At 55.1% G+C, this 18913-nt stretch carries 22 protein-coding genes; 16 read left to right on the top strand and 6 right to left on the bottom strand.

Annotated elements, in window-relative coordinates:
• Positions 1–15 precede the first annotated feature (15 nt).
• The 6 genes from AB1287_RS19195 to ruvX all read left to right on the top strand — a co-directional run bounded on the left by AB1287_RS19195 (position 16) and on the right by ruvX (position 4152).
• Entirely contained in the window at positions 16–516 is a 501-nt protein-coding gene (locus tag AB1287_RS19195) for a SprT family zinc-dependent metalloprotease (protein ID WP_312629943.1), read from the top strand.
• 94 nt (positions 517–610) lie between these two features.
• Positions 611–1345 (top strand): deoxyribonuclease I, encoded by a 735-nt coding sequence (endA, locus tag AB1287_RS19190; protein WP_435618788.1) that lies wholly within the window; start codon positions 611–613, stop codon positions 1343–1345.
• 20 nt (positions 1346–1365) lie between these two features.
• Positions 1366–2097, top strand: coding sequence for a 16S rRNA (uracil(1498)-N(3))-methyltransferase (rsmE, locus tag AB1287_RS19185; RefSeq protein ID WP_435618787.1), 732 nt, complete (start codon positions 1366–1368; stop codon positions 2095–2097).
• 24 nt (positions 2098–2121) lie between these two features.
• On the top strand, positions 2122–3069 hold the full coding sequence (gshB, locus tag AB1287_RS19180; protein WP_435618786.1) for a glutathione synthase: 948 nt from the start codon (positions 2122–2124) through the stop codon (positions 3067–3069).
• Between the two features lie 103 nt (positions 3070–3172).
• On the top strand, positions 3173–3736 hold the full coding sequence (locus AB1287_RS19175; protein ID WP_312629937.1) for a YqgE/AlgH family protein: 564 nt from the start codon (positions 3173–3175) through the stop codon (positions 3734–3736).
• On the top strand, positions 3736–4152 hold the full coding sequence (ruvX, locus tag AB1287_RS19170) for a Holliday junction resolvase RuvX (RefSeq protein WP_312629936.1): 417 nt from the start codon (positions 3736–3738) through the stop codon (positions 4150–4152). The genes AB1287_RS19175 and ruvX overlap by 1 nt, the downstream gene beginning before the upstream one ends.
• Before the next feature lie 40 nt (positions 4153–4192).
• On the opposite strand, the gene AB1287_RS19165 is transcribed toward ruvX, so the two are convergent.
• Both AB1287_RS19165 and AB1287_RS19160 read right to left on the bottom strand, forming a co-directional pair.
• Positions 4193–4846, bottom strand: a complete 654-nt coding sequence (locus AB1287_RS19165; protein WP_435618785.1) for a LuxR C-terminal-related transcriptional regulator — start codon at positions 4844–4846, stop codon at positions 4193–4195.
• 573 nt (positions 4847–5419) lie between these two features.
• On the bottom strand, positions 5420–6400 hold the full coding sequence (locus AB1287_RS19160) for a type IV pilus twitching motility protein PilT (protein ID WP_312629934.1): 981 nt from the start codon (positions 6398–6400) through the stop codon (positions 5420–5422).
• 15 nt (positions 6401–6415) lie between these two features.
• Here AB1287_RS19160 and AB1287_RS19155 point away from each other — a divergent pair, with 15 nt between their 5' ends.
• The 6 genes from AB1287_RS19155 to AB1287_RS19130 all read left to right on the top strand — a co-directional run bounded on the left by AB1287_RS19155 (position 6416) and on the right by AB1287_RS19130 (position 10138).
• The gene (locus tag AB1287_RS19155) at positions 6416–7120 is read left to right on the top strand and encodes a YggS family pyridoxal phosphate-dependent enzyme (protein ID WP_435618807.1); all 705 of its coding nucleotides are present in this window, start codon (positions 6416–6418) and stop codon (positions 7118–7120) included.
• Between the two features lie 22 nt (positions 7121–7142).
• A complete protein-coding gene (locus tag AB1287_RS19150; protein WP_312629933.1) occupies positions 7143–7709 on the top strand; it encodes a YggT family protein in 567 nt (188 codons plus the stop codon).
• Positions 7706–8017, top strand: a complete 312-nt coding sequence (gene yggU / locus AB1287_RS19145; protein ID WP_312629932.1) for a DUF167 family protein YggU — start codon at positions 7706–7708, stop codon at positions 8015–8017. The genes AB1287_RS19150 and yggU overlap by 4 nt, the downstream gene beginning before the upstream one ends.
• Positions 8005–8592, top strand: a complete 588-nt coding sequence (locus AB1287_RS19140; protein ID WP_435618784.1) for an XTP/dITP diphosphatase — start codon at positions 8005–8007, stop codon at positions 8590–8592. Before yggU ends, AB1287_RS19140 begins: the two co-directional genes overlap by 13 nt.
• A complete protein-coding gene (gene hemW / locus AB1287_RS19135; protein WP_435618783.1) occupies positions 8592–9728 on the top strand; it encodes a radical SAM family heme chaperone HemW in 1137 nt (378 codons plus the stop codon). The genes AB1287_RS19140 and hemW overlap by 1 nt, the downstream gene beginning before the upstream one ends.
• A 71-nt stretch (positions 9729–9799) precedes the next feature.
• Positions 9800–10138: an endonuclease domain-containing protein gene (locus AB1287_RS19130; RefSeq protein ID WP_435618782.1), complete on the top strand. Its 339-nt coding sequence runs from the start codon at positions 9800–9802 to the stop codon at positions 10136–10138.
• 201 nt (positions 10139–10339) lie between these two features.
• Here the strand turns inward: AB1287_RS19130 and AB1287_RS19125 are convergent, their stop codons facing one another.
• From AB1287_RS19125 to trmB, 3 genes are read right to left on the bottom strand one after another with little or no spacing between them, the layout of a single operon-like run.
• Entirely contained in the window at positions 10340–11059 is a 720-nt protein-coding gene (locus AB1287_RS19125; protein ID WP_435618781.1) for a DUF2884 domain-containing protein, read from the bottom strand.
• A 54-nt stretch (positions 11060–11113) separates the two neighbouring features.
• A complete protein-coding gene (locus AB1287_RS19120) occupies positions 11114–11440 on the bottom strand; it encodes a YggL family protein (RefSeq protein ID WP_312629924.1) in 327 nt (108 codons plus the stop codon).
• Complete coding sequence (gene trmB, locus AB1287_RS19115; RefSeq protein ID WP_312630011.1) at positions 11440–12159, bottom strand: tRNA (guanosine(46)-N7)-methyltransferase TrmB; 720 nt, start codon at positions 12157–12159, stop codon at positions 11440–11442. The genes AB1287_RS19120 and trmB overlap by 1 nt, the downstream gene beginning before the upstream one ends.
• Before the next feature lie 143 nt (positions 12160–12302).
• On the opposite strand from trmB, the gene mutY reads away from it, so the two are divergent.
• The 4 genes from mutY (at position 12303) to AB1287_RS19095 (ending at position 16336) form a co-directional block, all read left to right on the top strand.
• Positions 12303–13355, top strand: coding sequence for an A/G-specific adenine glycosylase (gene mutY / locus AB1287_RS19110; protein ID WP_435618780.1), 1053 nt, complete (start codon positions 12303–12305; stop codon positions 13353–13355).
• A 25-nt stretch (positions 13356–13380) separates the two neighbouring features.
• A complete protein-coding gene (locus AB1287_RS19105; RefSeq protein ID WP_312630008.1) occupies positions 13381–13656 on the top strand; it encodes an oxidative damage protection protein in 276 nt (91 codons plus the stop codon).
• A 112-nt stretch (positions 13657–13768) separates the two neighbouring features.
• Positions 13769–14848 carry a membrane-bound lytic murein transglycosylase MltC gene (gene mltC, locus AB1287_RS19100; RefSeq protein ID WP_312630012.1) on the top strand — a complete coding sequence of 360 codons (1080 nt, stop codon included), beginning with the start codon at positions 13769–13771 and terminating at the stop codon, positions 14846–14848.
• Positions 14849–15073: 225 nt separating this feature from the next.
• The gene (locus AB1287_RS19095) at positions 15074–16336 is read left to right on the top strand and encodes a nucleoside permease (protein WP_435618779.1); all 1263 of its coding nucleotides are present in this window, start codon (positions 15074–15076) and stop codon (positions 16334–16336) included.
• A 91-nt stretch (positions 16337–16427) separates the two neighbouring features.
• On the opposite strand, the gene AB1287_RS19090 is transcribed toward AB1287_RS19095, so the two are convergent.
• Positions 16428–18563, bottom strand: coding sequence for an ornithine decarboxylase (locus AB1287_RS19090; RefSeq protein ID WP_435618778.1), 2136 nt, complete (start codon positions 18561–18563; stop codon positions 16428–16430).
• Between the last annotated feature and the right edge of the window lie 350 nt (positions 18564–18913).

Genomic DNA, 18913 nt, shown 5'->3' with positions numbered 1-18913 from the left:
TTATTCTCAGGCTCCATGAAAACCCCTCGCCTTCCCATCGCCATTCAGCAAGCCGTTATGCGCAGCCTGCGGGAAAAACTCGCTCAGGCTAACCTGAAGCTTGGCCGCGACTACCCGGAACCCAAACTGACCTGGCAACAGCGCGGTACCTCAGCGGGCACGGCCTGGCTGGAAAACTACGAAATTCGCCTCAACCCCGTACTGCTGATGGAAAACCAGCAGGCGTTTATCGACGAAGTGGTGCCGCACGAACTGGCGCATCTGCTGGTCTGGAAGCGCTTTGGCCGCGTAGCACCCCACGGCAAAGAATGGAAGTGGATGATGGAGAGCGTACTCGGCGTTCCCGCCCGCCGGACACATCAGTTTGAGCTGGCGTCCGTTCGCAAAAATACCTTCCCCTACCGCTGCGGCTGCCAGCAGCACCAGCTCACCGTACGGCGCCATAATCGCGTCCTGCGCGGTGAGGCCGTTTATCGTTGCGTACACTGCGGCGATCCGCTGGTGGCGGAAAAGTAACCTTCGGAAATAACAGGAAGTTTTCTGATCTGACTGATTGCATCTGACAATAGCATTCGCTACGTTGCGGGCTCGTTTTGAGACGGAGTTCGTGATGTCCCGTAAATCAGTTCTGGCGCTGGCATTTTTGGCCGCTGCTTTTTCAGGCCAGGCCATGGCCGAAGGTATCAACAGTTTTTCCCAGGCAAAAACCGCTGGCGTAAAGGTCAATTCTGACGTGCCCGGCGATTTCTATTGCGGCTGCAAAATCAGCTGGCACGGCAAGAAAGGCGTTATCGATCTGGAATCGTGCGGCTATAAAGTGCGTAAAAATGAAACCCGCGCCAGCCGCGTCGAATGGGAGCACGTGATGCCCGCCTGGCAGTTTGGTCACTTATTGCAGTGCTGGCAGGACGGCGGACGTAAAAACTGCGCCAAAGATCCTGTCTATCGCAAAATCGAAAGCGATATGCACAACCTGCAGCCCGCCGTCGGTGAAGTAAACGGCGACCGCAACAACTTCATGTACAGCCAGTGGAACGGCGGTGAGGGCCAGTACGGTCAGTGCACCATGAAGATTGATTTTAAGAACAAGCTCGCAGAACCACCGCCACGCGCCCGTGGCAGTATTGCCCGTACCTGGTTCTATATGCGCGACCAGTACAAGCTTCCGCTTTCCCGCCAGCAGACTCAGCTTTTCACCGTGTGGAACAAGCAGTATCCGGTCACGGCGTGGGAGTGCACGCGCGATGAGCGCATCGCCAGAATCCAGGGTAATCATAACCCTTACGTCCAGCAGGCTTGCCAGGCGCAAAAGAGCTACCCTACACTAGCGTCAATTGTTAACTGATATCCGGAAACCCTGAGACTATGCGCATTCCCCGCATCTGGCACCCTGAACCCATTATCGCTGGCAGTCAGATAACCCTGAGCGAAGAGGCCGCTAACCACGTAGGCCGCGTGCTGCGCATGAGCGCGGGCCAGGCTATTCAGCTGTTTGACGGCAGCAACCAGGTTTTTGAGGCTGAAATTTTACAGGCCGACAAAAAGAGCGTGCGGGTCAGCGTGCTGAGCGGCGAGACCGACGATCGTGAATCTCCGCTGCACATTCATCTCGGGCAGGTCATGTCCAGGGGTGAAAAGATGGAATTCACCATCCAGAAGTCAATTGAGCTCGGTGTAAGCCTCATTACGCCACTCTTTTCCGAGCGCTGCGGCGTTAAACTGGATGCTGAACGTCTGAACAAGAAGCTCGCGCAGTGGCAAAAAATCGCCATTGCCGCCTGTGAACAATCCGGGCGAAATGTGATCCCGGAGATCCGCCCGGCGATGGATCTGGAAGCCTGGTGCGCCGAGGAAGAGAGGGGACTAAAGCTCAATCTTCACCCACGTGCCAGCGCCAGCATTAATACGCTGCCGCAGCCCGTTGAGCGTGTACGTTTGCTCATTGGCCCGGAAGGCGGGTTATCGGCGGATGAAATTGCCATGACCGCCCGCTATGCGTTCACGGATATTCTTTTAGGACCCCGCGTTCTGCGTACTGAGACTACTGCGCTCACCGCCATCACCGCGCTTCAGGTGCGTTTTGGTGACCTGGGCTAAACTTCGCGTTACAGGAGAAGAGTAATGATCAAGCTCGGCATCGTGATGGACCCCATTGCGAAGATCAATATCAAGAAAGATTCCAGCTTCGCTATGCTGCTGGAAGCGCAGCGTCGTGGTTACGAGATTCATTATATGGAGATGAACGATCTCTATCTGATCAACGGCGAAGCGCGGGCGCAGACGCGCCTGCTGAGCGTCGAGCAGAACTACGACGGCTGGTACAGCTTCAACGGCGAGCAGGATATTGCGCTTGCCGACCTCGACGTCATCCTGATGCGCAAAGATCCGCCGTTCGACACCGAATTCATCTATGCGACCTATATCCTTGAGCGCGCAGAAGAGAAAGGCACGCTTATCGTCAACAAGCCCCAGAGCCTGCGCGACTGTAACGAAAAGCTGTTTACCGCCTGGTTTGCTGATCTGACGCCGGAAACGCTGGTCACCCGCAGCAAAGCCCAGTTGAAAGCCTTCTGGCAGCAGCACGGTGACATCATTATGAAACCGCTGGACGGCATGGGCGGCGCCTCTATCTTCCGCGTAAAGCAGGATGACCCCAACATTGGCGTTATCGCTGAAACCCTGACCGAGCTCGGCACCCGCTACTGCATGGCGCAGAACTATCTGCCCGCCATCAAGGACGGTGATAAGCGCGTACTGGTGGTGGACGGTGAACCGGTTCCTTATTGCCTGGCGCGTATTCCGCAGGGCGGAGAAACTCGCGGTAACCTGTCCGCCGGTGGCCGCGGTGAACCTCGTCCGCTGACCGAAAGCGACTGGGAAATTGCCCGTCGTGTCGGGCCAACGCTTAAGGTGAAGGGCCTGATTTTTGTTGGCCTTGATATCATCGGCAATCGCCTGACCGAGATTAACGTCACCAGCCCTACCTGCATTCGCGAAATCGAAGCCGAATTCCCTGTCTCCATCACCGGCATGCTGATGGACGCTATCGAAAAGCGTCTCGGTAAGTAATCGCCACCGGGCGGGAGGGATCCCGCCTTCTCTCGACAGCGCCAAGCTTTCCCCGCATACTGGCCCTTGTTGCTTTTTAAACCAGGAAACAGAACCTCTGACAATGAATTTACAGCACCACTTTCTTATTGCCATGCCTGCTCTCCAGGACCCGATGTTTCGCCGCTCCGTTGTCTATATTTGTGAATACAATGACGACGGCGCAATGGGGATCATCATCAACAAACCGATGGAAAATCTGAAGGTTGAAGGGATTCTGGAAAAGCTGAAAATCGCCCCGGAAGCGCGCGATCCGGACATTCGACTCAACAAGCCCGTGATGATGGGCGGCCCGCTGGCAGAAGATCGTGGCTTCATCCTGCACACGCCGCCTTCGGCATTTTCATCAAGCATCCGAATTTCTGACAATACCGTGATCACCACCTCCCGCGACGTGCTTGAAACGCTCGGCACCGCTGAACAGCCGGCAGACGTGCTGGTGGCTCTGGGCTACTCCTCCTGGGAGAAGGGCCAGCTTGAACAGGAAATTCTCGATAACGCCTGGCTGACCGCCCCGGCCGACCTCAATATTTTGTTCAAAACACCGATTGCCGACCGCTGGCGCGATGCTGCCCGCCTGATTGGTATTGATATCCAGACCATGCCTGGCGTTGCGGGGCATGCATAATGAGCGGTACGCTGATCGGTTTTGACTTTGGTACGCGCAGCATTGGCGTTGCCGTCGGGCAGCGCGTTACCGGTACGGCGCGTCCGTTGGGCGCGTTGAAGGCACAGGATGGCACGCCAGACTGGAGCGCCATAGAGAAATTACTCAAAGAGTGGCAACCTGAAGCGGTGGTGGTCGGTTTACCGCTGAATATGGACGGCACCGAGCAGCCACTGACCTCGCGCGCACGTAATTTCGCCAATAAAATTCATGGTCGGTTTGGCGTGAAAATCATCCTTCACGACGAGCGACTGAGCACGGTAGAAGCCCGGGCAGGTTTGTTTGAGCACGGCGGCTATCGGGCGCTGAACAAAGGAAAAGTGGACTCCGCCTCAGCGGTCGTGATTCTGGAGAGCTTTTTCGAGCAGGGATTTTGAACAATCCCTCTCTCTTGCAGGAGAGGGACTTCAGGCAACCTCAGTGACGCAGATTCTCGTTCGCCCAGCTTACTGCCTGAGTTCTGTTTTTGACGCTTAATTTGCGGAAAACATTGTACAGGTGGGTTCTTACCGTATTCTCACTAATAAACAACGCGCGCGCGATATCCATATTGGTTGCACCGTGACGCAACTCATTAAGAATTTCACACTCACGTTCCGTTAGGGGAACATTATCTGAATCGCTGGATGTGTGAACCGTAGCATACATTGCAGGGTGCATCACGCTCAATTCAGCCGTCTGCTCGCCGTGAAGCACAGCTTTGACGCCCTCAATTAAGCGCGATTCATCATCGTCATGGCGAAATACCCCATACAACGCTGGCCATTTTGCCATTTCGTACAGCTCATACTTTTGTGCGCTATTAATAATAAGCAAACGTGGGCTCTTGACCTGCGTTTGAATAATATCCCGCCAGATCCCGTTCAATTTTTTATTGGAGACCGCAATATCAAACAGCACGACAGTACCGCGCGGTAAACGCTGTACCAGAGGCTTATTAATATTGTGCACAACGACAAAAACGGAAAGCAGATCGGACAGATAGCTCGCAAAAGCATTCGCCTGAATGGATGGATGAGTGATAAGAAGGAGCTGTTGAGATTTGCCTACACTCTCTGATACATCAAGCATTTAAAAACTCTCCATAGTTGAGACTCACCATCATGGTGATTAAATGGGTCAAAAAGACACAAGCAACGTGATCAATATATAAAATTTTAACTTACTAACCGAAACACTGTTTCATGAGAAAAATCCTATTTCTCATTAACAGAATAGAACGAATGCCTGATAAGTGTCAAAAGATTATCACCTTTTTTTCCATGCCATAACAATACAATGTCATGCAGGACGCGGACTTGCTTTACATATCTTCCAAAAAGGTCGTTTTTACCGCACCAGGCGTAATACAGTATCATGAGAGTGTAAAAAGATAATTGCATTAGCCCGACTTAATATCAACATCAATATAACATTAATGATAGTTAAGTATTAATTCCGCTAACACCTCTGTTTAATTTTCCCAAACATTCTCAGTAAAGATGAATTATTCCGCAAATATTCAGCTGTTTTTTGCCAATAGCGAGACCGGGCTCACAAATTTGAGCCCGTTCGTTAGCAACTTATTTACGAAGTAAAGTCAGAAACGCGGATAATAGATGAAACCCCGAACTTTCTTTCCGCGCCATTTCAGGGAAAAATGCGCTAAAGCCGTCCAGCCGCCTGACGCTGCTGATAGCTTTGAGTGAACGTTAACATACCCACCTGCTGCCCGGTTTGCATCACGCCTGGCAGCTGATGCGTTTTTCCTTCACGAATGAGGCTTCCCACCGCCGGTGTGTTGACCAGCAGTTCATACAGCGCCACCCGACCGCCTTGTTTATCGGGCAACAGCTTCTGCGCCAGCACGGCATTAAGGCTTCCGGCAAGCTGACTGCGAACCTGCTCCTTTTCTCCGGCAGGGAAGACGTCCACCAGCCTTTCAATGGCCTGAGCTGCGCCTCGCGTATGGAGCGTCGACAATACCAGATGGCCGGTTTCCGCCGCCGTTAGCGCCAGGCGGATGGTTTCGGTGTCGCGCAGCTCACCGAGCAGAATAACGTCAGGATCCTGACGTAACGCGACCCGAAGGGCTGCCGGGAATGACGCACAGTGAACGCCGACTTCGCGCTGATGAATCAGGCAACGCTCGCTGTGATGAACAAATTCAACCGGATCTTCCAGCGTCAGGATATGCCCATCACGCTGGTGATTAAGGTGATTCACCATTGCGGCAAGCGTCGTCGACTTACCGCTGCCGGTGGCCCCGGTCACCAGAATGAGCCCGCTCTCCTCATTCAGCAATTCACTGATGGCGGGTGGCACGCCGAGTTCTGACAGCTGCGGGCTGCGTTCCGGCAGCAGGCGCAGCACAAGCGTAATGCCTTCCGCATGGTGAAACACGCTGGCACGCAGGCGAGCGCCATCCTCCATCTGCACAGCAAAGTCACACTGGTTTTCCGTTTGCCACTGCCGCTGTGCAGCCTGGCTGAGCCACTGGTGCAACAGCGTTTGCGGCACCGGCCCTGTAAACGGGGCAGGCTCAAGGCTGCCTCGTCGTCGCCAGCGCACCGTGCCGTCGTTGCACAGGTGTAGATCCGAGACGTTATGCTTTACACTAAGGGCCACAATTTCCTGCATATCCATATCATCATCCTGAAAATGAACGACATTGCGCATAACCTGGCACAGGTCAGGGACAAAATCTCAGCCGCTGTCGCCCTTTGCGGCCGTGCTCCAGAAGAAGTGACGTTGCTTGCAGTGAGCAAAACCAAACCTGCGAGCGCCATCGAAGAAGCCATCAAAGCGGGTCAGCGCGCCTTTGGCGAAAACTACGTTCAGGAAGGGGTCGAAAAGATCCGCTATTTTCAGGAGGCGGGGCAAAACGACCTGCAGTGGCATTTTATTGGCCCATTACAGTCGAATAAGAGCCGTCTGGTGGCAGAGCACTTCGACTGGTGTCATACCGTCGATCGCCTGAAAATTGCCAGCCGACTGAGCGAACAGCGCCCTGCTCATCTGCCGCCGCTGAACGTGCTGATTCAGGTCAACATCAGCGATGAGACAAGCAAATCAGGAATTGCGCCGGAAGAAGTGGGCGCGCTGGCGCAAGCCGTAGCCGCCTTACCCGGCCTCTGCCTGCGCGGCCTGATGGCCATTCCTGCGCCTGAGTCAGAATATGTAAGGCAGTTTGCGGTCGCCCAACAAATGGCGGTAGCATTTGCCCGGCTGAAAACACACTATCCGACCGTGGACACGCTCTCTCTGGGCATGTCGGACGATATGGAAGCCGCCATTGCGGCGGGTAGCACAATGGTGCGCATCGGTACCGCCATTTTTGGCGCGCGCAATTACACACAACAATAAATAAGGAAAACTGAGGAACGCCATGAAGACGTTGACTTTCCTGCTTTCGACGGTGATTGAGCTTTACACCATGGTGATGCTGCTTCGCGTCTGGATGCAGTGGGCCCGCTGTGATTTTTACAACCCGTTTTCGCAGTTCGTGGTGAAAGCCACTCAGCCGATTGTCGGACCGCTGCGCCGCGTGATTCCCGCGATGGGGCCGCTCGATAGCTCCTCTCTGCTGGTCGCTTTTGTCCTTTGCGTGCTGAAGGCCATCGTGCTGTTTATGGTCATCACCTTCCAGCCGATTATCTGGATTGCTGCGGTGCTGATCCTCGTGAAAACCATCGGTCTGCTGATTTTCTGGGTGCTGATGCTGATGGCCATCATGAGCTGGGTCAGCCGTGGCCGCAGCCCGGTTGAGTTTGTATTAATGCAGCTCGCCGACCCGCTGCTGCGCCCAATCCGCAGCATGCTGCCTTCCATGGGCGGCATTGATTTCTCACCGATGATCCTCGTTCTGCTGCTGTACGTGGCGAATATGGGTATCACCGAACTTCTGCAGGCGACCGGGAATATGCTGCTGCCGGGGCTGTGGATGGCGCTATGAGTGCTGTTGAACAGCGCGAAAACGGGCTGGTTTTACGGCTGTACATTCAGCCTAAAGCCAGCCGTGACAGCATTGTGGGCGAACATGGCGACGAACTTAAAGTCGCCATCACTGCCCCGCCGGTGGACGGTCAGGCCAATGCCCACTTAGTAAAATTTCTCGCCAAACAGTTTCGCGTGGCGAAAAGTCAGGTGATAATTGAGAAAGGCGAACTTGGCCGTCACAAGCAGGTAAAAATCATTCAACCGCAACACATCCCTTCGGGCGTTGAAGCGCTCCTCACGCAGGACATCCCATGCAAAAAGTAGTTCTGGCGACCGGTAACGCCGGTAAAGTGCGCGAGCTCGCGTCGCTGCTAAACGATTTTGGTCTCGACGTGGTCGCTCAGACCGAGCTGAACGTGGAGTCCGTTGAAGAGACGGGCCTGACGTTTATTGAGAACGCGATTCTGAAAGCGCGCCATGCCGCGAAAGTCACCGGTTTACCGGCGATTGCGGATGACTCTGGCCTGGCTGTTGACGTACTGGGCGGCGCCCCGGGCATCTATTCCGCACGTTATTCCGGCGAGGATGCAACAGACCAGCAGAATCTGGAGAAACTTCTTCATACGCTGAAAGACGTACCCGACGATAAACGCCAGGCCCAGTTCCACTGCGTGCTGGTGTATATGCGTCATGCAGATGACCCAACGCCGCTGGTGTGCCACGGCAGCTGGCCGGGCGTGATTACCCGCGCAGCCGCGGGCAACGGTGGCTTCGGCTACGATCCGATTTTCTTTGTTCCTGATGCCGGTAAAACGGCGGCAGAGCTTAGCCGTGAAGAAAAAATTGCCGTCTCCCACCGTGGGCAGGCGCTGAAACTGTTACTGGAAGCCTTGCGTTAATGTCCGTACTCCCGCCGCTCAGCCTTTACATTCACATTCCCTGGTGCGTGCAGAAATGCCCGTACTGCGATTTCAATTCGCACGCGCTGAAGGGCGAAGTGCCGCACGACGATTACGTGCAGCATTTGCTTGCCGATCTGGATGCCGACGTGCCGTACGCGCAGGGACGAGATGTCAAAACGATATTTATCGGCGGCGGTACGCCGAGCCTGATTTCAGGCCCGGCAATGCAAACCTTACTCAATGGAGTGCGTGCCCGGCTGAACCTGGCGGCGGACGCTGAAATCACCATGGAAGCGAACCCTGGCACGGTCGAAGCCGATCGTTTCGTGGACTATCAGCGCGCAAGCGTGAACCGTATTTCGATTGGCGTCCAAAGCTTCAGCGAGCCGAAGCTCAAGCGCCTGGGCCGTATTCATGACGCTGGCGAAGCGAAGCGCGCCGCACATCTGGCCACCAGTTTGAATCTGCGCAGCTTCAACCTCGATTTAATGCACGGTCTGCCGGACCAGTCGCTGGAAGAGGCGCTGGACGATTTGCGCCAGGCGATCGAGCTTAACCCGCCGCATCTGTCGTGGTATCAGCTCACCATTGAGCCCAACACGCTGTTCGGCTCGCGTCCGCCGAAGCTGCCGGACGACGACGCACTGTGGGATATCTTTGAGCAGGGCCATAAACTGCTGAGCGCTGCGGGCTATCAGCAGTATGAAACCTCGGCCTATGCAAAACCGGGCTATCAGTGTCAGCACAACCTGAACTACTGGCGCTTTGGCGATTACCTCGGCATCGGCTGCGGCGCGCACGGCAAAATCACCTTCCCGGACGGGCGCATTCTGCGCACGGCTAAAACCCGCCACCCGCGCGGATTTATGGAAGGTCGATATCTTGAACGCCAGCACGATGTGGAAGCAGCGGATAAACCGTTCGAGTTCTTCATGAACCGCTTCCGCCTGCTGGAAGCCGCGCCTCGCGCTGAGTTCGCCGCGTTTACCGGTCTTTCTGAATCAGTCATACGCCCGCAGCTCGACGAAGCGCTGGCGCAAAATTATCTCACCGAGAGTGAAACGCACTGGCAGATTACGGAACACGGCAAGCTGTTCCTCAACTCTCTTCTTGAGCTGTTCCTCGCCGAATAAAGTCTGGAAGCACGCTTCCAGTTTTCCGCCCCCATTCTGACGGCTTTGATTTTTGCTGGCAGGATTGGGGGATGGAAAATCATAAATATCTCCGTAGCCATCAAACATCAGAAGAAAACCGTTTGTGGTATTTGTTGAGGGCGAAACGCTTTTACGGATACAAGTTCAAACGGCAAATGCCTGTTGGCCCTTACATTGCAGATTTTGCCTGCTTTCGTGGAAGGTTGATCGTTGAACTGGATGGCGGTCAGCATGCTGATGATGCAGGGAATGATGCTAAAAGAACGGCATATTTAAGTGCCCGTGGTTGGCGGGTTCTTCGATTCTGGAACAATGAATTCCGGATGAATGAGGAGGCCGTTTTGATGAGTATTCTCGAACATCTCACTTCTGAGACGCCCTCTCCCTGACCCTCTCCCAAAGGGAGAGGGAACTGTTTGGAACCGGATTTAGTTTTCTTCCTGATCCCCTTTAGAGGAGAGAGGGGATTGTTCGGTGTCGGATTTGGTTTTCACCCTCTCCCTACCCCTCTACCAAAGGGAAAGGGAACTGTACGGGGCCAGATTTAGTTTTCTCCCTCTCCCTTTGGGAGAGGGGCTGGCACAAACGTCTTACTTCAACGATCCCACCAGCGCTTTACGGCTTTCTTCCAGTGACACCACCCGGCTGCACACGTCTTTGCCGAATTTCTGGAAATCAGCTTCCTGGTTTTTCCATTCGTCCTGAACCGCGGACTGCAGGCCGCCCATGCTGCCTAAGATCCCCTGAAGCGGATTACCGCCACCTTTTGTCACCGCTTTAGCGCCCATTTCATTGATGCTGTCCTGCAGCAGGCCACCCATGGCCTGATTCACCAGTTGCTGGCCGTCGGCGCGCACCTGATCGATGCCTTTGTAGTGGAACGTCAGGCCATCAGTTCGATGTTCGATGATGCGGTTCATCTGCTCTTTCAGTTGCGCATCCAGCTTGGTCAGACGACCATGCATGTTGCTGCTGGCGCCCACCTGTTCGGTGATGATCTTATCCAGCGCGGCACGGCTTTTATCTACGCGGGAGCGGGCACCTTCGTCAATCCACGGTAGCGCGTTGCGCAGGTCGGACTGGTAATCTTTCGCCTGTTCGCGCTGGGCTGCGCTCAGGGTGTACTGCTTGCCGTTAAACATCACGTTGCCATCCGGTGTAATCACCAGATTGCCGTTCTCCCCTTTCACCTGCACGGTTTGCGGGCTGAGGATCACGTCATCCTTCGGGGTCACGCTGCACTGATAATCTGCCTGAGCGGCAAAGGCGGTGACGGTAAGGGCCGCTGCCAGCAGCGTTTTGCGCATCATAGAAACTCCTGTAAAGACAAAACGGGCCAGCGATTGCTGGCCCCTTATGGTTGTTTAGTCCCACCAAACGTCGAAAAGTTCGCTGGTGCGTACCTCTTCGAGTTTTTTGGCTTCCAGCCATTTACGCACGATAGCCTGATGCTCTTCGGTGCATTTGCCCGTCTCTTGCAGGCACACCAGCCCTTCCCATGCCAGATAGCCGCTGCCGTCAAAGGCCAGCTTGTTTGGCTCAATTACTTCGTCAATGAACTGATCGACGGTTTTGTCAATCTGCTCAACGTCAGTGCCTTCCGGGAAACGCCACGCGATGGAAAAGCCCACTTCCTGGAATTCGTCGATGTGCATTTTCTTACGCAGACGACGGCTACGGTTCTTCGCCATTATTTCACCCTCTCGAACATTAAGTCCCATACGCCGTGACCAAGACGATGGCCACGCTGTTCAAATTTGGTTACCGGACGTGATTCCGGACGCGGTACGTAGTCGTTGCTTTCGGAGAGATTTTTATACCCGTCGAGCGACGACATCACTTCCAGCATGTGCTCCGCATAGGCTTCCCAGTCGGTCGCCATATGGAAGACGCCGCCGAGCTTCAGTTTGCTTTTTACCAGCTCCGCAAAAGGTGCCTGAACGATACGGCGTTTATTATGACGTGCTTTATGCCATGGGTCAGGGAAAAAGAGCTGAACCATGGTTAAAGAATTGTCAGGAATCATTTTGTGCAGCACTTCGACCGCGTCATGACACATCACGCGCAGGTTATCCACGCCCTCTTCGTGGGCCGAAGCCAGGCAGGCACCAACGCCCGGCGAGTGCACTTCAATACCTAAGAAGTTCTGCTCAGGTTTCGCCTTTGCCATGGTGACAAGCGAAGCGCCCATGCCAAAGCCTATCTCCAGCGTGGTTGGCGCATCGCGGCCAAACAGCTCGACGAAATCGACAGGTGCTTCGCTGAACTCAACGCCCATCACCGGCCAATAGTTGTCCAGCGCGTGCTGCTGCCCTTTGGTCAGACGGCCCTGACGGCGGACAAAGCTACGAATACGGCGCAGCGGGCGACCGTTTTCATCAAATTCCGGTGAAATGACGTCGTTGTTCATAAAAAATCTGTCTACCTGGTGAGTGTTCGGGAAACGGGCATTATCCAAACTCAGACGAAGTATGCAAGCCTGGGAAAGATCCGGTTTACAGCCCGGTGTCGCTGTGCTGCAATCTGCGTCCCTGATACAGTGAATCGGTAGCCATGCAAGCCTCACAATTTTCAGCCCAGGTGCTGGACTGGTACGACAAATACGGGCGTAAAACCCTCCCCTGGCAAACAGAGAAAACGCCGTACAAAGTATGGCTCTCCGAGGTGATGTTGCAACAAACGCAGGTTGCTACCGTCATCCCTTATTTTGAGCGCTTTATGGCGCGCTTTCCGACCGTCACCGATCTCGCCAATGCACCGCTTGATGAAGTGCTGCACCTGTGGACCGGCCTTGGCTACTACGCCCGCGCCCGCAATCTGCATAAAGCGGCGCAGCAGGTCGCTACGCTGCACAACGGTAAATTTCCGGAAACGTTTGACGAAGTAGCCGATTTGCCCGGCGTCGGGCGTTCAACCGCCGGTGCCGTGCTTTCTCTTTCGCTTGGTAAACACTTCCCTATTCTCGACGGCAACGTCAAACGTGTGCTCGCCCGCTGCTACGCCATAGACGGATGGCCGGGTAAGAAAGACGTCGAGAAAAAGCTGTGGGAAATCAGCGAAGACGTGACGCCAGCGAAAGGCGTGGAGCGCTTTAACCAGGCAATGATGGATTTAGGCGCGATGGTCTGCACCCGTTCAAAGCCGAAATGCGAACTCTGCCCGCTCAACAGCGGCTGCAAGGCCTGGGTCAGCCACAGCTGGGCGCAATATCCCGGTAAAAAACCGAAGCAAACGCTGCCGGAACGCGTGGGGTACTTCCTCATTATGCAGCACGAAGATGAAGTGCTGTTATTGCAGCGCCCGCCAAGCGGCCTGTGGGGCGGCCTGTTCTGCTTCCCGCAGTTTGCCACCGAGGAAGCGTTGCGCGAATGGCTTACGGTGCGTCAGATTGACGCGGGTAAGATGATGCAGCAAACCGCATTCCGTCACACCTTCAGCCATTTCCACCTCGATATTGTGCCAATGTGGCTCCACGTGCAGTCCGTTGCCGGATGCATGGATGAAGGCAGCGCACTCTGGTATAACTTAGCCCAGCCGCCTTCCGTGGGGCTTGCGGCTCCCGTAGAGCGCCTGTTACAGCAGTTACGCACCGGTGCTCTGGTCTGAGCGACGGTCATCAAGAGGAATAGTCATGAGCAGAACCATTTTTTGTACCTTCCTGCAGCGCGAGGCTGAAGGCCAGGACTTCCAGCTTTATCCGGGCGATCTCGGCAAGCGTATCTATAATGAAATTTCGAAAGAAGCCTGGGCCCAGTGGCAGCATAAGCAAACCATGCTCATCAACGAGAAAAAACTCAGCATGATGAACCCTGAGCACCGCAAGCTGCTGGAGCAGGAGATGGTGAATTTCCTCTTCGAAGGTAAAGACGTTCACATCGAAGGCTATACGCCGCCAGAAAAACAGTAAAAATGATACTGGCTGCCCGGGTATTTCGTTGCACGGGCGTACAGCGTCAGCAGGCCGGGTACGCATAGCGCCGCCCGGCATGACATAACAGCCAACACGCACTCCCGGAATGATGAAAAAATATTTAGCGCTAGCCCTGATTGCGCCGTTGCTCATTTCGTGTTCAGGCTCTAAAAAAGGAACGCCTTACAACGAAGCCTGGGTGAAGGACACCAACGGTTTTGACATCCTGATGGGGCAGTTTGCCCATAACATCGAAAATATCTGGGGGTACAACGAGGTTCTGGTCGCCGGACCGAAGGACTACGTCAAGTATACCGACCAGTATTATACCCGTAGCCACATCAACTTTGATGCCGGCACCATTACCTTTGAAACCATCGCGGGCACCGATCCGGCAGGTCGTCTGCGCCAGACCATTGTCAAAACCCTGCTGATGGGCGACGATCCCGGCTCGGTCGATCTCTATTCCGACGCCGACGACATCCAGATCTCCAAAGAGCCGTTCCTCTACGGCCAGGTAGTGGACAACACCGGGCAGCCGATTCGCTGGCAGGGGCGAGCTTCCAATTATGCCGACTGGTTGTTGAAGAACCGTCTGCAAAGCCGCAAAAACGGGCTGCACATTATCTACAGCGTGACGATCAACCTGGTGCCGAACCACCTCGATAAGCGTGCGCATAAATATATGGGCATGGTGCGCCAGGCTTCGCGCAAATACGGCGTGGACGAGTCGCTCATTCTTGCCATTATGCAGACCGAGTCCTCGTTCAACCCGTATGCGGTCAGTAATTCCGATGCGCTGGGGCTGATGCAGGTCGTGCAGCACACCGCCGGGAAAGACGTGTACAAGGCGCAGGGGAAATCCGGCACGCCAAGCCGCAGCTTCCTGTTCGATCCGGCCAGCAATATCGACACCGGCACCGCCTATCTGGCAATGCTGAACAACGTCTATCTGAACGGTATTGATAACCCGACGTCGCGCCGCTATGCGGTGATTACCGCCTACAATGGTGGTGCAGGGAGCGTGCTGCGCGTGTTCTCCAACGATAAGGTTCAGGCTGCCAACATCATCAACAGCATGGCGCCGGGCGATGTTTACCAGACGCTGACCACCCGCCATCCTTCAGCGGAGTCACGTCGCTATCTGTATAAAGTGAATAACACCCAGAAAAGCTACCGCCGTAAATAATTCCTTCTCAGGCCCGGTTTTCCGGGCCTTCCTGCGTATTTCCCGCCTTCTGATCGCCCCAAAGCGTTAACCGCGTCACCTTTTTGCTCTGCAAAAAAGAAAAGATTGCATTTATTTGCGGGAGGTAACAAAACGTATGACGCCTGAACGATAGAATTGCATCAAATTGACCCCGTAAATGTTTCCACAGCAACACAGCCCGCATCACTTTGTGAGGAAAATAACATGAACCTTAAGCTGCAGCTTAAAACACTGTCGTTCCTGCAGTTCTGCCTCTGGGGGAGCTGGCTGACCACCCTCGGCTCCTATATGTTCGTCACGCTCAAATTCGACGGCGCAGCTATCGGTGCCGTTTACAGTTCGCTGGGGATCGCCGCCGTGCTGATGCCAACGCTGCTGGGGATTGTGGCGGACAAATGGATCAGCGCCAAATGGGTATACGCATTCTGCCACCTGGTCGGCGCAGGTACGCTGTTTATGGCCGCGGGCGTGACCACGCCGGGGGCGATGTTTGTGGTGATCCTCCTGAACTCGCTGGCCTATATGCCAACGCTTGGGCTGGTGAACACTATCTCCTACTATCGCCTGAAATCCGCAGGCATGGACATCGTCACGGACTTCCCGCCGATCCGCATCTGGGGCACCATTGGTTTCATCATCGCCATGTGGGCGGTGAGCTTCTCCGGTTTTGAACTGAGCCATATGCAGCTCTATATCGGCGCGGCGCTCTCGCTGCTGCTGGCGCTGTTCACCCTGACGCTGCCGCACATTCCGGTCTCCAATCAGCAGAAAAACCAGAGCTGGAGCAGCATGCTGGGCCTCGATGCCTTCGCGCTGTTCAAAAACAAGCGCATGGCGATTTTCTTTATCTTCTCCATGATGCTGGGCGCAGAGCTGCAAATCACCAACATGTTCGGCAACACCTTCCTGCACAGCTTCGATAAAGATCCGCTGTTTGCCAGCAGCTTTATCGTGCAGCACGCCTCGGTAATGATGTCGATTTCGCAGATTTCCGAAACCCTGTTTATCCTGACGATTCCGTTCTTCCTGAGCCGCTACGGTATTAAGAACGTGATGCTTATCAGTATCTTCGCGTGGATGCTGCGCTTCGGGCTGTTTGCCTATGGTGACCCGACGCCGTTCGGCACCGTGCTGCTGGTGCTGTCGATGATTGTCTACGGCTGCGCCTTCGACTTCTTCAACATCTCCGGTTCGGTGTTTGTGGAGAAAGAAGTGAACCCGGAAATCCGCGCCAGCGCCCAGGGCATGTTCCTGATGATGACCAACGGCTTCGGCTGCATTCTCGGCGGGATTGTCAGCGGAAAAGTAGTGGAGATGTACACCACCAGCGGCATTACCGACTGGAAGAGCGTGTGGCTGATTTTCGCGGCTTACTCACTGGTGCTGGCCTTCGCGTTCGTGGCGCTGTTCAAATATAAGCACGTTCGCGTTCCTGCCGGTACGCAGTCGCAGTCCATCGCACACTAATCCCTCTGACTTGCCCGGCGGCGCTCCGCTTGCCGGGCCTACAAAATCCCCATCACAGGCCTGATAAGACGCGCAGCGCCGCCATCAGGCATTACTTCAAAACGTAGCCATAAAGCCGCTTGATTCCGTCGGCATCTTTCTCGCTGTAAACGCCCTGCAGCTCCGGCGAGAAGCCCGGCAGCAGGTTGACGCCCTCTTCCAGCGCGAGGAAATAGCGTAGCACCGCACCTCCCCAGATTTCACCCGGCACCACGCACAGCACGCCCGGCGGGTAAGGCAGCGCGCCTTCGGCAGCAATCCGCCCTTCCGCCTCGCTCAGGCGCACCAGCTCCACGTTGCCGCGTATAAACTCGATATTGGCATCCTGCGGGTTCATCACGACAGCCGGGAAGCTCGCCTTGCGGAACATCGCCTTTTGCAGATCCTTCACATCGAAGCTCACGTAGAGGTCATGCATCTCCTGGCATAGCTGACGAATAGTGTAATCGCGATAGCGCACAGGATATTTGTTGTAGACGGTCGGCAGCACGTCGGCAAGCGGCGTATCGTCTTCGATATGCTGTTCGAACTGGCCGAGCATCGCCACCAGCTGGGCCAGCTTCTCCGTACTTTCGGCTGGCGTCAGCAGGAAGAGGATGGAGTTGAGATCGCACTTCTCCGGCACTATACCGTTTTCACGCAGGTAATGCGCAAGGATGGTGGCCGGAATGCCAAACTCTGTGTACTCGCCGCTGTCCGCATCGATGCCCGGCGTGGTCAGCAGCAGCTTGCACGGATCGACGAAATATTGATCCTGCGCGTAGCCCTCAAATCCGTGCCAGCGGTCGCCCGGGCCGAAGCTGAAGAACCGCCGTTCTTTGGCAATGGTTTCGGTGGCGTGATCCTGCCACGGACGGCCAGCCACCGTCGGTGGAACGAACGGTTTGATCATCTTGCAGTTGGCGATAATGGCTTTGCGCGCTTCAATACCCAGCGTGACGCACTCCGCCCACAGACGACGCCCGCTTTCCCCTTCGTGGATCTTCGCGTTCACATCCAGAGCGGCAAACAGCGGATAAAACGGGCTGGTTGACGCATGCAGCATATAGGCGTTATTCAGCCGCTTATAAGGGCAGAACCGCGCCTGGCCGCGGATGTGGTTATCTTTCTTATGGATCTGCGAAGTCTGGGAAAAACCGGCCTGCTGCTTGTGTACGGACTGGGTCACAAAAATGCCCGGATCGTTTTCATTGAGGTCCAGCAGCAGCGGCGAGCAGTCCGCCATCATCGGGATAAACTGCTCATAGCCTACCCACGCCGAATCAAACAGGATGTAATCACACAGGTGGCCGATTTTGTCGACGACCTGGCGGGCGTTGTAAATCGTGCCGTCATAGGTTCCCAGCTGAATCACCGCCAGGCGGAACGGGCGTGGTTCTGCCGCCTTTTCCGGTGCCACTTCCCGAATCAGGTCGCGCAGGTAGCCATCATCAAAACAGTGCTCATCAATCCCGCCGATAAAGCCAAACGGATTGCGGGCCGCTTCCAGATACACCGGCGTAGCACCCGCCTGGATCAGCGCCCCGTGATGGTTGGATTTATGGTTGTTGCGGTCAAACAGCACCAGATCGCCACGGGTCAGCAGCGCATTCGTCACGACCTTATTTGCCGCCGACGTGCCGTTCAGCACAAACCAGGTTTTGTCGGCGTTAAACACTTTCGCCGCAAACTTCTGCGCCCGCTTAGCGGCACCTTCATGGATTAACAGATCGCCGAGCTTCACGTCGGCGTTGCACATATCAGCCCGGAAGATGTTTTCGCCGAAGAAATCATAAAATTGACGACCGGCCGGATGCTTCTTAAAGAACTCGCCGTGCTGATGGCCCGGACAGGCAAAGGAGCTGTTACCCATCTCAACGTACTGCGTCAGGGTATCGAAAAACGGCGGCAGCAGCGTTTCTTCATAGCGCGCGGCAGCAGCCTCCAGCTCCAGCCACTGCTGCATGCTACCGCCGATAACGGCATTCACGCCCTCAGGTACATCGCACGGTTCCTCAGAGAACAGGTACACCGGCAGGTTAAAACCGGTGCGCTTTAGCAAAGTAAGAATGCCGCTGCGGCTGTCCGCAGCAGTGATGACGACTGCCGCCACGTCGGTGAAGTCGGTGCTGTCCAGCGCCACCACGCGACGGTGAGTGGAAAGACGTGAGACAAGCTCGTGGCTTGCGGCAATGTGCAATGATTTCATAAGCGCGACTACCCAAATCGGGAGAGTAAAAGGCCCGGACGCGACAGCTATCGCGCCCACAAACTGTCCGGGTCTGACTGGTAACCAGCTCCGACCGCCAGACATCAGTAAAAGCAGACGGTCTCTGATTTTACTGCTGCCCTGCAGTGAGCGTGCGTTGGCCTCACCGCATGGTGAGCATAGAAGATTCTGCGAGGATAAGGGAACGCCCTCGCGGCAGCGCGAAGTGAGTCTGGCAACGATGTTTGACGATAAACATACTGGCGCCCCGAAGGAGAGAGGAGAAAATTCGCGCAATGATTGCACCTTTTATAAGAGGGTGCAAGATGATATCGATATGCATGACTGCA

Origin of the sequence: Scandinavium sp. UTDF21-P1B, assembly GCF_040750395.1 — a bacterium.
GTDB lineage: Bacteria > Pseudomonadota > Gammaproteobacteria > Enterobacterales > Enterobacteriaceae > Scandinavium.
The sequence above is the reverse complement of the archived record's forward strand: the minus strand, read 5'-3'. Positions and strand labels throughout refer to the sequence as shown.

Excerpts from the sequence above, each read along its gene's own strand:
- gshB (WP_435618786.1), top strand. The coding sequence starts at position 2,122 with ATGATCAAGCTCGGCATCGTGATGGACCCCATTGCGAAGATCAATATC.
- AB1287_RS19105 (WP_312630008.1), top strand. The coding sequence starts at position 13,381 with ATGAGCAGAACCATTTTTTGTACCTTCCTGCAGCGCGAGGCTGAAGGC.
- AB1287_RS19165 (WP_435618785.1), bottom strand. The coding sequence starts at position 4,846 with ATGCTTGATGTATCAGAGAGTGTAGGCAAATCTCAACAGCTCCTTCTT.
- AB1287_RS19150 (WP_312629933.1), top strand. The coding sequence starts at position 7,143 with ATGAAGACGTTGACTTTCCTGCTTTCGACGGTGATTGAGCTTTACACC.
- AB1287_RS19120 (WP_312629924.1), bottom strand. The coding sequence starts at position 11,440 with ATGGCGAAGAACCGTAGCCGTCGTCTGCGTAAGAAAATGCACATCGAC.
- endA (WP_435618788.1), top strand. The coding sequence starts at position 611 with ATGTCCCGTAAATCAGTTCTGGCGCTGGCATTTTTGGCCGCTGCTTTT.
- AB1287_RS19090 (WP_435618778.1), bottom strand. The coding sequence starts at position 18,563 with ATGAAATCATTGCACATTGCCGCAAGCCACGAGCTTGTCTCACGTCTT.
- AB1287_RS19160 (WP_312629934.1), bottom strand. The coding sequence starts at position 6,400 with ATGGATATGCAGGAAATTGTGGCCCTTAGTGTAAAGCATAACGTCTCG.
- trmB (WP_312630011.1), bottom strand. The coding sequence starts at position 12,159 with ATGAACAACGACGTCATTTCACCGGAATTTGATGAAAACGGTCGCCCG.
- AB1287_RS19175 (WP_312629937.1), top strand. The coding sequence starts at position 3,173 with ATGAATTTACAGCACCACTTTCTTATTGCCATGCCTGCTCTCCAGGAC.
- AB1287_RS19130 (WP_435618782.1), top strand. The coding sequence starts at position 9,800 with ATGGAAAATCATAAATATCTCCGTAGCCATCAAACATCAGAAGAAAAC.
- rsmE (WP_435618787.1), top strand. The coding sequence starts at position 1,366 with ATGCGCATTCCCCGCATCTGGCACCCTGAACCCATTATCGCTGGCAGT.
- AB1287_RS19195 (WP_312629943.1), top strand. The coding sequence starts at position 16 with ATGAAAACCCCTCGCCTTCCCATCGCCATTCAGCAAGCCGTTATGCGC.
- AB1287_RS19125 (WP_435618781.1), bottom strand. The coding sequence starts at position 11,059 with ATGATGCGCAAAACGCTGCTGGCAGCGGCCCTTACCGTCACCGCCTTT.
- hemW (WP_435618783.1), top strand. The coding sequence starts at position 8,592 with ATGTCCGTACTCCCGCCGCTCAGCCTTTACATTCACATTCCCTGGTGC.
- mutY (WP_435618780.1), top strand. The coding sequence starts at position 12,303 with ATGCAAGCCTCACAATTTTCAGCCCAGGTGCTGGACTGGTACGACAAA.
- AB1287_RS19155 (WP_435618807.1), top strand. The coding sequence starts at position 6,416 with ATGAACGACATTGCGCATAACCTGGCACAGGTCAGGGACAAAATCTCA.
- mltC (WP_312630012.1), top strand. The coding sequence starts at position 13,769 with ATGAAAAAATATTTAGCGCTAGCCCTGATTGCGCCGTTGCTCATTTCG.
- AB1287_RS19140 (WP_435618784.1), top strand. The coding sequence starts at position 8,005 with ATGCAAAAAGTAGTTCTGGCGACCGGTAACGCCGGTAAAGTGCGCGAG.
- AB1287_RS19095 (WP_435618779.1), top strand. The coding sequence starts at position 15,074 with ATGAACCTTAAGCTGCAGCTTAAAACACTGTCGTTCCTGCAGTTCTGC.
- yggU (WP_312629932.1), top strand. The coding sequence starts at position 7,706 with ATGAGTGCTGTTGAACAGCGCGAAAACGGGCTGGTTTTACGGCTGTAC.
- ruvX (WP_312629936.1), top strand. The coding sequence starts at position 3,736 with ATGAGCGGTACGCTGATCGGTTTTGACTTTGGTACGCGCAGCATTGGC.